We start from the raw sequence: 12,164 nt of genomic DNA on the forward strand, positions 1-12,164 counted from the left end.
CAAGATATTTTCTCTTTCAAATTTAAAAAATATCTGGTACCGGTATCTTCCGTTTATTTTGTAAATTGGAGATTTGAAAGCATCTGAGATAAAATCATTTTGAGTTAAATTCATAGTTGCATTTACATTTCTTATAATCTCTTCACGTAAAATTTTGGATTTTTCCATTACCAAATTTTCTTCCGTTGCTGAAATTACCAAAATTACAATTCGTCCAAAAGGCGGATAATTTAACATTTTTCGCATAATCATCTCATTTTTGTAATATCCTTCATAATCACTTTCGATTGTTTTTCTTATTACATCATTTTCGCCGTTAAAAGTCTGAATAATCACTTCCCCATCCTTTTCTCCACGCCCTGCACGCCCTGAAGCCTGTGTCAATAACTGAAAAGTCTTTTCTGAAGCCCGAAAGTCTGGAAAATTTAAGATTATATCAGCATTAATTACTCCGACTAATGTTACGTTTGAAAAATGCAGTCCCTTTGCGATAATCTGCGTTCCAAGCATTATGTCGTATTTGTGATTTTTAAAGTCGTTGTAGGCTTTTTCATAATTCTGCTTTGTCTTTATGCTTTCAGAGTCTACTCTTACTATTCTTGCCGATGGAAATGCCGTCGCCAATTCTTCCTCAATTTTTTCCGTCCCAGCCCCAATTTGTCTCATTTTATGTCCGCCACATTCATCGCACGTATTATCAAAGCGTTTTTCATATCCACAGTAATGGCATTTGAGGCGATTATCATATTTATAATAGTTTAAAGAAATACTGCAATTCGGACAAGTCGGAATATTTCCACAATCCTTGCATTTCAGCAAGTTTGAAAATGCTTTTCTATTCAAAATCAAGATAACCTGCTCATTTTTTTGTAAAGTCTGAGAAATCCTATTTAGCAGTTCTTCCGAAAAATTTTCTGTTGTTTCATTCAAATCGACAATTTTAAATTTTGGCAACTTAGCATTCTTATACCTTTTTGTCAGCTCAATTAATTCAATATCGCCCTGCTGTGCCTGATAATAAGTTTCAAAAGATGGAGTTGCCGAACCTAAAATCACTTTTATCTTTTCGCTTTTTACAATTTCAGCTTCTTCCAAATTATCATTTTTCTCTAATTCACTATTTTTTTGAAGTTTCTCATCTTTTTTCAAATTTTCATTTTGTAAAAATGCTCTTTTTATCGCTACATTTTTTACGTGATACCGTGGATTATTCTCCTGCTTGTACGTATTTTCATGCTCCTCATCCACAATAATATATTTCAAGTTCTGAACAGGCGCAAAAACTGCCGATCTTGCTCCAATCACAATTTTCTTTTCGCCATTTCGTATGAAAGTCCATTCTTCCCGCTTTTCCTTGTCTGTAAGTTTGCTATGAAGAATAGCCACTTCATTGTGAAATTCCTCCTCAAGTCTTTGTATCATCTGAACTGTAAGTGAAATTTCAGGCACTAGGAAAATACTGCCAAATCCTTGTTTCAAGGCTTCCTTTATCAAGTTAATATATATTTCCGTCTTCCCTGAGCCAGTTATCCCTTTTAACAGAAAAATCTGATTTTCACTATTTTTTATTGTATCCACAGCCTTTTGCTGCTCATCATTCAAAATAATTTCCTTTTCTACAATTTCACTTTTTTCCTTTTCTCTTTTTGAAATTTTAGAATTTAAAATAACTTTCTTTTCAATGGAAATAACCTTTTCATTTACAGCTTTTTCTACAATTTCGCTGGAAAAATTCTTTTTCAAAGTTGCAACCGTAACTTCCTGACGTTTTTTCATATATTCGTTAAATTTTTTTATTTCCTCAATTTTTTCCACTTCCAAAGTTTCATTATTTTCAGAAAATTCCCTTTGGAAAATGGCTTTTTTAGAATAATTTAACTTCAATGCTCCTGGATAAACTGCCTTTATTACGCTATAATAATCACTTATATAATAATTTTTTATCCATCTTATAAGCTGCATAATATCCGATGGAATGGACAAGACTGGGGCAACATCCTTAATTTTTTTCACTTTTGAAATATCAAATTGTATCTGATTTTCATTAACAATCGCTACAATAAGCCCCATTTTATCCTTATTTATAAAATTGACAATGCACCATTGCCCAATTTCATACTTCTCTTCCGATTTATATGTGTATATTCCCTGATTATTTTCCACATAAATTTCATAATAATACATTTTTACCCCTTAACATTTCTTCCTCAATTAATTTTTATAAAAGATATCTTTATTCCAGCATTATCTGTATCTTCGTCTGTTTATCAAGTTTAGTCCCTTTTTCAGGAAATTGGGAAACAATCTTTCCACTTCCAGTAATCTCATATTGTGAAAATTTCCCTTGCGGATAAATTGACAAAAATTCCCTAAGACTAATTCCTGTCAAATCAGGCATAATATTTTTCTCAAAATCCTTCTTAATTTTTCCTAAATCCTTTTTCACTTCCTGCTCAACAAATCCAGTATTCTTAATAAGTGTCTTAACTTGACTATTTGGTTGAATTCTTTTATGGTTAATTAATTTTTGCAATACATTTCTTGCTGACGGTAAAGCAACTTCTGAACCATAAATAAAGTTTCCTTTAGGCTCATTAATTGTTATTAATATAGCATATTTAGGTTTGTCTACTGGAAAAAATGCAAAAAACGAGCTGACATGTAAATTTTTATATCCTCCCTTTTCTGCTTTTTGGGCAGTTCCCGTTTTTCCACCAATACGATAACCAGCAATATATGCTTCTTTACCAGTTCCTCTAGTTACACTCGCTTCCATATATCTTCGGCTTAATTTTGAAACTTCGTCACTAAATACTTTTCTTATTACAACAGGTTTGTTCTGTTTGACAATATTTCCTTTACTATCTTCCACTTTATCCACCAAATAAGGTTTTAATAACTTCCCATCATTAATAACTGCATTTAATGCCATCATTATCTGAATCTGTGTCATCGAAATCCCTTGTCCATAACCCATCGTTGATTTTCCTACCTTGTTTAATCTTTTTGATTCAACAAGTTTTTTGGTTGATTCAAAATAAGTATCTATACCTGTTTTTGTTCCTAATCCAAGATTTGAAAAATAATTAAGAACAGTATCATTGTTCAACATTAGCATTATTCTCACCATTATTACATTTGAAGATTTTGCAATCGCATCAGCTAGGCTTAAACTACCACTCACACTATTGTCATGTTCTCTAAGAGTTCTGTCATCTACTCTTATCGAACCTCCTGTAAAAAGCTTTGTATTTTCATTAATTTTTTTTGTTTCAAGACCCATTGCAACTGTTATAGGCTTAAATATAGACCCTGGTTCAAAAAAATCTGTAATAGTTCTATTTTTTATATTTGATTTATCTTCTGATTTAGGGTATGAAGACATTGCAATCACTTTACCAGTTTCTACTTCTATCAAAACTCCCATTGCCGATTCTGCCTTATGGTCTACATAAGCCTGTTCCAGTTCGCTATTAAGAGCATCCTGCATAAAACTGTCAATAGTAAGGACAAGATTATTACCTTCTTCTTCTTTCCTGTCTTCTGATTTCTTCATTTTTCCAAATTTCATAATTTCCTGCAATGCCTTTGGAACTTTTCTAAGACCTGTTGTAATACCTGTTTTACCTGAAAGCTCTTTATCGTAATACTTTTCAATTCCATACATACCTCTATTTTCATTATTAACAAATCCAACTGTTTCCTGAAAAGCATTATTTTGAACATAGCTTCTTGTAAACATTGTTTCAAACGTTACACCTTTATATCTTCTTTTATATCCCTCTTTTTTTAGAGTTTTCACATTTTTAATATCATTATCAATTTCAGCTTCAATAGCTATTTTTGTGTTATAAGGAATTATATAATCAATTTTCAGATATTTTTTCTGTTCACTTTTAAGTTTTAAATACTCATTTTTATATTTCTCAGTTTCCAGATTAGGAATATATGTTTTCAACATTTCTAGCACTGTATTAATATTTTTTTCTTCAATCAAGCTGGGATCAAGATTAATAATAAACTGCTCATTGTCATAAGCCAGAACCTGTCCATCACTTGTGGATATTTTCCCTCTTTTAGCTTTAGTAAAGCTTTTTGATGAATATTGTTTTTCTCCTTCATCTCTTAATTTGTTTCCACCTTTTGTCTGAATACTGTAAACTTTTCCGAGTATTGCAATAAACCCTATAGTTGTAAACAAAACCAATAAACCAAATCTTCCTCTGAATGTATTTAAATATTTCAAAAATACCTTCAAAAATTTTTCAGTTTCCTGATCTTTTCTATTCTTTTCTATATTTGACTTTGCCCTGTCAATAATACTACTTTTTTTATTACCCTTTTTCATTTTTCTCCTAATTTAACCAATATTAACCTTCAAGTCTTGCTAAAATCATTTCATTAATCATTTGCGGATTAGCCTTACCTTTAGAAAGTCTCATTGACTGTCCCACAAGATATTTTAATGCGTTACTCTTTCCAGCCTTATAATCTTCCACAGATTGAGGATTTTCAGCCAGCACCTGCTCTACAATTTTTTCAATTTCGCTGTTGTCTGTAATTTGAACAAGCCCTTTTTCCTTTACGATAATTTCAGGATCTTTATTTTCTGAAAGCAATATTTCAAACACATCTTTTGCAATTTTTGAACTAATCGTATTAGCTTTTATCAATTTAATTAATTTTCCAATATTTTTAGGCTCAACAGAAAATTCCTCAATAGAAATATTTTTTTCTTTTAGCACACGTAAAATTTCTGTCAATACCCAGTTTGCCGCAAGTCTTGAATCATCCGAAACTTTTACAACTTCCTCATAATATTCAGCCAGTTCCTGCTCTGATGAAAGAGTAGCCGCTTCCATTTCATTCAATTTATACTCATTAATAAATCTTTTTGCCTTCTCATCTGCAAATTCAGGCATTTCATCCTTCACATTTGAAAGTCTTGACTCAGTAATGATAATCGCTGGCAAGTCAGGCTCTGGAAAATATCTGTAGTCCATCGCTTCCTCTTTGCTTCTCATCGGCTTTGTTACCGCATTTTCCTCATCCCAAAGTCTTGTTTCCTGAACTACACGCCCACCATTTTCAAGCACTTCAATTTGTCTGTTTGTTTCATATTCAATCGCCTTTACAACCGCCTTAAATGAGTTCAAGTTCTTAGTTTCCGTTCTAGTCCCAAGTTTTGTTTCACCTTTTTTTCTAACAGAAACATTAGCATCACATCTAAGTGATCCAAGTTCCATACTTACATCGCTGACTTTCGTATATTTTAATCTATCCTTCAATGTATTCAAATAGGCATACGCTTCCTCGGCATTTTTTATCTCAGGCTTTGAAATAATCTCGATTAACGGTACAGAGGCCCTGTTATAATTTAGCAAAGTTTCAGAAGCCGTATGAATACTTTTCGCCGTATCTTCCTCAATCTGTATTCTTTCAATCCCGACACTTGCTTCCTTCCCACTATTTGTCGTGATTTTTAAAACTCCATTTTCAGCATAAGGCTTAAAAAACTGTGTAATTTGATAATTTTTTGGTGAATCAGGATAAAAATAATTTTTTCTATCAAAATAACTCTCCCTGTTTATCTCACACCCAAGTGCAAGTGCCGCCTTTATCGCATAATCCAGCACTTTTTCATTCAATTTTGGTAAAGCCCCAGGCTGCCCTGTACAAATAGGACATACTGCAGTATTAGGCTCTTTATTATCATAATCCGCATCACAAGAACACCATACTTTCGTATTCGTTTTCAATTGACAATGCACTTCTAGTCCGATGACTGTTTCATATTCCATACTCATTTTTTAATTTTTCCCTTTCTTAAAATTCTGTATTTTTCTTACATCTACTTTTATTTAAAATTTTTAACATTTATAAAAGAATTTTACTTTTTTCTAAGTCGTTAACTTCCTCTGAATATTCATTTATCATTTCATTTACTTCATCATTTTTTCCAGTTTCAATTTTTGTTATTATAGCTTTTGTATTTTTAGAAATATCTTCTAACTTTTGTAGCATGTTTTTAAATTCTTCATTACTTATATCTTCTTGTGACAATTTTGAAACATCTAATTTTCTCATATCAGAAATAGTATGATCCAATGTTTTTTGAATACTTTTTAATTCATTTACATATTTTTCCTTATCATTATCTTCTATAACAAAAGGTTTAGAAGTATCAATATACAATTTTGAACCATAGAACTTGTCTCTGAACATATCACAAAGTAAATTTATTTTTAATTTGTTATACGACATAACTTTATCAGGTTCATATTTTAAGACGCTGATTGCATTTTTCATAACAATATGTTTCACCTTTGTAAATTCACGAAAAAATTTATCATATTTTTCAAGAGAATTTTTATAACTTTTTACATATTTTTCAGATAAAGTTTTCCCTTTTTCAAAATTATCTTTTTGATATTCCTTATTCTTGTAATAATTTCTTATTTCATCCATAATAATAAGTTTTTCTTCAATGGAATCAATAAATTCTTCTGCCTTTTTACCAAACTCCTCATTTTTATATTTTTCTTTTTTGGATAACATATTTTTTATTTCTTTTGAATTTTTTTGAAAATATTGTTTGTATTCTACTTCTTCATAACTTGAAAGAAATGAATTAATTTTTTCTTCATTTGGTGTAACAAAGTTATTATTTTCATTTAAAAAATTCTCCGAGTAGTTATTGTGAAAAATATCTGGAAAACTTTCTAGTCGATAAGTAGATATCATATCCCCATATTTATTTAATAACTCTGGATTCAAAATTAGCGGGTATAATATATTTTGTAACTCTTCTGCTTTTATATCTTTATTACTCATATCAACTTCTGAAATTTCACTATAATCTTTTGAATTAATTACTTTTTTCTGCTTACCGCATCCTAACATTAATACTAATAATAATGATAAAACAATACACTTTTTTCTAAACTTCATATTCAAACCACCTTTTTATATTTCTAATTACAATGTTTCTATTGCTCTCTCTACAAGATAATTTCTTATCGTAAATTCTGTAATTATTTGCATAATTTCTTTATAATCCATTTTCTCAAATCTAGTAATTATTTCTTTCAAATAAGTAGACATATTTTTCATTTCCACTATTATTTCTTTATATTTTGCTGGGTTGAAGTTTTCCTTTTCAATTATCTTTTCATCAAGTTTTTCCATATCTTGAACAGTTTTATCCAATGCCTGCTGAATATTTTTTAACTTAGCAATATAATCTCTATTATTTATATTAATAGCTGTTCCTGCTTTAATAAATTCAAACTGAAAACTTGAAGCATAAAGCTCTTTTGTAAACATTTTCAATAACAGTCTTGCCTTTATTAAATCCATTTTAGCCAATAAATTCTTATTTTTTGAAGATTTAATATCATTCTTGAAAAGTACTATATCGGCATCTGAAAATAAATTATAAGCTTCCCTGTATTTTTCTTTTGTTTCTTTGTAATTAGCTAAATATTTATCATTTAACTCTTTGCCTTTTGAAAAATTGTCGCTTTTATATTCGTTTGATCTATAATACTGCTTTATTTCATCTATAATTTTTGTTTTTTCTTCTGCTAATTCTATAAATTCTTTATATTTTTCATCAATCCCATTTCCATTTTTATCAATTCCCTTATTAAGTTCTCCTTTAATTAACGGAATGAGATTTTTAAACTGTTCATAAACATTGCCAAATCTTTCATCAAATGTTACAAGAGAACTTTTAAATGAACTAACTTTTTCTTCATCAGCTTGAAATTGATTTTCTCCATTTATAAATGAAATTAAATACACTTCATACAAATAATCATATCCAAACATTATTGTGTACTCCTCCAAAGCAGAAGAATAATATACATATTTATCTTTATTATTTGTGTAAAAAGCCAAAACTTCCTTTAATTTCCCACTATCTTTATTTGAAAAATCTATTTCTTTTATTCCATTATAATCTGATTTTTCACTTGCTGTATCTTTTTTATTTACATCCTTATCATTCCCGCAGCTTACTAAAATACAGATACTCAATAGCAAAAATAGTATTACTCTTATTTTCTTCATATTTCCTCCACTTTTTTAAAGTTCTGGATATTCTATCTCTCCACGTTCCTTCTCAAATTTATTTGCCACATTAAACAATAAATCTTCTCTAAAATAATTTCCAATCAGCTGTATTCCCACAGGAAGTCCATTTACAAAGCCACCTGGCACTGATATTGCAGGCAATCCTGCCATATTTACCGAAATTGTGTAGATATCAGCTAGGTACATTTGAACAGGATCTGTATTTTTTTCACCTTTTTTAAATGCTGTTGTCGGAGAAACCGGTGTCAAAATCAAGTCGGCTTCTGAAAGAACTCGTGAAAAATCATCTCTTATTAATCTTCTAACTTGCGAGGCCTTTTTATAATAAGCATCATAAAATCCTGAACTTAACACATAATTTCCAATCATAATTCTACGCTTCACTTCATCTCCAAAACCTTCTGTTCGTGATTTTACATACATTTCCTCAATATTTTCATCACTTTTTCTAACTCCATATCTCACTCCGTCATATCTTGACAAGTTTGAAGCGGCCTCAGCCGATGAAATTATATAATAAGTGGAAATTGCGTATTTTGTGTAAGGCAACGATACTTCCTTCACTTCTGCTCCAAGTTTTTTCAATGTTTCCACAGTTTTATCCACAACTTCCTTTATTGATTTATCCAGTTCATCTGAAAAATATTCTTTTGGAAGCCCAATTTTCAATCCTTTTATATCATTTTCAAGCAAAGATAAATAATCTGGCACTTCCACATCCGCAGTCGTCGGATCATTTTCATCATATCCTGAAATTATTTGCATAACTCTTGCCAAATCTTCTGAACTTTTCGCCAAAGCCCCAATCTGATCCAGCGAAGAACCAAATGCCATAAGCCCATATCTCGAAACTCTTCCATAAGTTGGCTTTATTCCCACAGTTCCAGTCAAGCTCGCAGGCTGTCTAATACTTCCACCAGTATCTGTTCCCAAAGCAACAGGTATTTCACTAGCCGCAACCGCAGCAGCCGATCCCCCACTGCTTCCTCCTGGCACTCTTTCCAAATCCCAAGGATTAGATGCTGGCTTTATTGACGAATTTTCATTTGAAGATCCCATCGCAAACTCATCCATATTAGCCTTCCCAACAAGCACTGCTCCAGCTTCTTTCAGCTTTTTCACAACAGTAGCATCATAAACTCCCACATAATTTTTCAAAATTTGCGAAGCTGCTGTTGTCAAATCCCCTTTTGAAACAATATTATCCTTCAACGCCACAGGCACTCCAAAAAGTCCTGTATTTTCATAATTTTTTCTTCCTTCTTCGTTATTTTCTTCATCAATTTTTCGAGCCTGTTCCAATGCCTTCTCCTCAAAAATATTAGAAAAAGCCCCAACCTTATCTTCAACTGCTTTTATTCTATCTAAAAAATTTCTTGTAACTTCTTCTGAAGTAATCCCTTTATTCTTTATCATTTCAGCCAGTTCGCTAGCCGTTTTTTTATATAAATTCATTTTTCCACCTTTCCAATTTTTCTAATTATCCGCATTTTCTCCAACAACTTTTGGTACAATTATAAATTCCTCATCCTTATTAGGCGAATTTTCTAAAATTTCCTTCTTAATTCCGGCATCCCTAACTTTATCTTCTCTCAATTTATCTTTTAAGTCCAGCACATTAAAAAGTGGCTCTACATCAGTCGTATCAACCCCATTCAACTCTTCCATATGCTCAAATATTTTATTCAAATCCACTCTAAATTTCTCAATTTCACTTTCCGAAAATTCCAATTTAGAAAGTGCTGCTATTTTTAAAACATCTTCTTTGCTTAACATTTAATTTTTTCCTCCTTACACTTTTTATTCATTCTCAATTATTTTTTTCAAAGTCGGTTCCAATCGTGAAATTATACCTGTCACTAAAGCATTTCCCATCATAAAATATCTATTTCTTTTTGGCATTGTATCTGTCCAGTTTGGCGGAAACATTTGTATTATTTCACATTCTATTTCAGTTAAAGTACGGTATTTTTTTTGCTTATTATCATAAACAATATGCGAAGATCTATTTGTTGTTCCTTCACTTGTAAGCAGTGTCCTAGCCGGTTCTTCCATATTTTCTGGAAAAGCCATATTTCCTTCACTATAAATATACGAATGTCCTTCCTTTGTTTTCCTTTCTATTCTTTTTCCGCCCTTTAAATATTTCCATTTTTCCAATTTTTCATCTGTTACTAAATATTCCTTCAAATCAAAGTCATTGTAACTTTTTGCCTTTTCTATAACTTCCTTTAAAGAAAAAATATCTTCTTTAATTGAATCTACATTATAATGAAAAACGATTCCTTCTATCATTATTCCGCTTTCAAAAAATTTTCCTTCTGAATATTCATCACTTATTTTTAAAATATTTTCATATTTATTCAGATTTATTTCTTTTTCAGAATCTATCATTACTGGAAATACTTTATTAAAAATATTTTCCTTATTTTTTCTAAATTCCTTAGCATACTTCAAATTTTTCTTAAAAGCAAATATAAACACTCTTTTTCTTTTTTGTGGCATTGAATAATCTCCTGCATTTATAACTCTCCATTGCACATAATATCCTAATTCATCAAATGTCTTTAGCATTATTGCAAAGTCTCTTCCTCTTCTGCTTGCCGGAGATTTTAAAAGTCTATCCACATTTTCTAGAAGTACAAAAGGAGATTTTTTTTCAATCAAAACATCTTTTATATCCCAGAATAAAACTCCCTTTTTACCCTCAATACCCTTTTCCCCGCTAAGACTTCTCGCTACAGAGTAATCTTGACAGGGAAATCCTCCAACCAACAAATTGTGTTCAGGTATCGATTTTTTATTAACTTTATTTATATCTTCATTCGAATTATTTTCTATTCCAAATCTTTTCACATAGCAATTATACGCATGTTGTACTTTTGTTGAAGGTTCAAACTGATTTCCCCAGACAAAATCCCATATTTTATTTTCTTTTGCTACTCCTGTTTTTTTGTCAAAATCCTTTATTTTATTCAAACCAACTCTGAAACCTCCAACACCTGCAAATAATTCTGCAACTGTTAACTCCATTATTTTTCCTCCACTTTTTTTATTGTATTTTCAATAATTTTAATAATGTAGCCATTATTTAGCCAAAAACTCTGTTTTGTCATTTTATCTCCATTTGGCAATTCATCAGTATCTTTGCAATTTCCATTTCCATATTCTATGCCATTAATAACATATTTTGACTTTCTTGCATGTGGTCTCAAATGAAAAATTTTAGTTTCACTTTTTTTGGGTAAGTCATTCCTTATTATTATTTTCCCATCTTTTTGTTTTTCTATTTTAAAATTTACACCTTTTTTAAATTTATTCTTGTACAAATTCCACTCCATCATTCCAACAGTTTCCAGTTCATCTATTGGCATATTCCAAAACTTAGCTCCTGTAAGTTGATATTCATCTGCCTCATTTTTTTTAAATACAACAAATAAAAATTTCTTTTCTGAAAAAAAATTATAAATTTCTGAATTTTCAAAATTCTCATTTACAAATTTTTTTATTTTTATTGCTGGAAATGACATGCTTTCTTTTGTGCGATTGTTTTTTTCAACTCTTATTGTTTTAATTTCTATATTTGCCTTTTCAAATTCCTCAGCATTTTCACTTTTTACTCCTAACATTCTATAAATCAAGATACTATTTACATGTTTTGGTTTATTTTCTATATTATATTTTTTACATAATTCTTCTATTGTTAAGCCTGTATTTTCATATATCTTTTTCAAAACTACATCTTCAAAATATGCAGCTTCGTCTTCTTTAACAATAGAGTCATAGGTTGATACATTTCCAACAATATAAGTGTTTAAAACATAAGACATATATGACTGTTTCAGAGAAAAAGCTCTTCTTTTTGCAAGCTCTTCTCCGTAATATTGTTTTTGCAAGCTTTTTTCTGCTGTGCTTCCCTTAGTGCAGGCACCCAAATAATTAGTATCTCCTTCAGACAATTTATGAGCATTTCCAGAAATTATTTTATCAACTATTATTTGATAGTCTTTTTTTATTATTTCTAAATCTTTTTTACAGCTTTCTCCCAAAATTGAAAATAATTTAAC

The 12,164-nt window shown here is 30.4% G+C and carries 9 protein-coding genes; all 9 read right to left on the reverse strand.

Translation table 11 applies throughout. The features are described from left to right. Window positions 1-2,184, reverse strand: a 2,184-nt coding sequence (gene priA / locus Q0370_RS05545; RefSeq protein WP_299573183.1) for a primosomal protein N', incomplete at its 3' end; no start/stop codon positions are given. A gap of 49 nt (window positions 2,185-2,233) precedes the next feature. After that, on the reverse strand, window positions 2,234-4,348 hold the full coding sequence (locus Q0370_RS05550; protein WP_299573186.1) for a penicillin-binding transpeptidase domain-containing protein: 2,115 nt from the start codon (window positions 4,346-4,348) through the stop codon (window positions 2,234-2,236). A gap of 22 nt (window positions 4,349-4,370) precedes the next feature. Then, on the reverse strand, window positions 4,371-5,807 hold the full coding sequence (gene gatB / locus Q0370_RS05555) for an Asp-tRNA(Asn)/Glu-tRNA(Gln) amidotransferase subunit GatB (RefSeq protein ID WP_299573188.1): 1,437 nt from the start codon (window positions 5,805-5,807) through the stop codon (window positions 4,371-4,373). Window positions 5,808-5,877: 70 nt separating this feature from the next. After that, a complete protein-coding gene (locus tag Q0370_RS05560; RefSeq protein ID WP_299573190.1) occupies window positions 5,878-6,951 on the reverse strand; it encodes a DUF3829 domain-containing protein in 1,074 nt (357 codons plus the stop codon). 27 nt (window positions 6,952-6,978) lie between these two features. After that, complete coding sequence (locus Q0370_RS05565; RefSeq protein WP_299573191.1) at window positions 6,979-8,073, reverse strand: DUF3829 domain-containing protein; 1,095 nt, start codon at window positions 8,071-8,073, stop codon at window positions 6,979-6,981. A 15-nt stretch (window positions 8,074-8,088) separates the two neighbouring features. Further along, window positions 8,089-9,552 (reverse strand): Asp-tRNA(Asn)/Glu-tRNA(Gln) amidotransferase subunit GatA, encoded by a 1,464-nt coding sequence (gene gatA / locus Q0370_RS05570; protein WP_299573192.1) that lies wholly within the window; start codon window positions 9,550-9,552, stop codon window positions 8,089-8,091. Window positions 9,553-9,573: 21 nt separating this feature from the next. Continuing rightward, window positions 9,574-9,873 (reverse strand): Asp-tRNA(Asn)/Glu-tRNA(Gln) amidotransferase subunit GatC, encoded by a 300-nt coding sequence (gatC, locus tag Q0370_RS05575; protein WP_006805047.1) that lies wholly within the window; start codon window positions 9,871-9,873, stop codon window positions 9,574-9,576. Window positions 9,874-9,897: 24 nt separating this feature from the next. Further along, window positions 9,898-11,130 (reverse strand): DNA (cytosine-5-)-methyltransferase, encoded by a 1,233-nt coding sequence (dcm, locus tag Q0370_RS05580; RefSeq protein WP_299573193.1) that lies wholly within the window; start codon window positions 11,128-11,130, stop codon window positions 9,898-9,900. Then, on the reverse strand, window positions 11,130-12,164 hold a 1,035-nt coding region (locus tag Q0370_RS05585), incomplete at its 5' end, for a Sau3AI family type II restriction endonuclease (protein WP_299573194.1). The genes Q0370_RS05585 and dcm, both read right to left, overlap by 1 nt.

The organism is uncultured Leptotrichia sp. (assembly GCF_938036635.1).
Lineage (GTDB): Bacteria > Fusobacteriota > Fusobacteriia > Fusobacteriales > Leptotrichiaceae > Leptotrichia > Leptotrichia hongkongensis.

Bases quoted from the DNA above. Each gene is read 5' to 3' on its own strand.
- gatC (WP_006805047.1), bottom strand. From the start codon at position 9,873: ATGTTAAGCAAAGAAGATGTTTTAAAAATAGCAGCACTTTCTAAATTG.
- gatA (WP_299573192.1), bottom strand. From the start codon at position 9,552: ATGAATTTATATAAAAAAACGGCTAGCGAACTGGCTGAAATGATAAAG.
- Q0370_RS05550 (WP_299573186.1), bottom strand. From the start codon at position 4,348: ATGAAAAAGGGTAATAAAAAAAGTAGTATTATTGACAGGGCAAAGTCA.
- dcm (WP_299573193.1), bottom strand. From the start codon at position 11,130: ATGGAGTTAACAGTTGCAGAATTATTTGCAGGTGTTGGAGGTTTCAGA.
- Q0370_RS05560 (WP_299573190.1), bottom strand. From the start codon at position 6,951: ATGAAGTTTAGAAAAAAGTGTATTGTTTTATCATTATTATTAGTATTA.
- Q0370_RS05565 (WP_299573191.1), bottom strand. From the start codon at position 8,073: ATGAAGAAAATAAGAGTAATACTATTTTTGCTATTGAGTATCTGTATT.
- gatB (WP_299573188.1), bottom strand. From the start codon at position 5,807: ATGAGTATGGAATATGAAACAGTCATCGGACTAGAAGTGCATTGTCAA.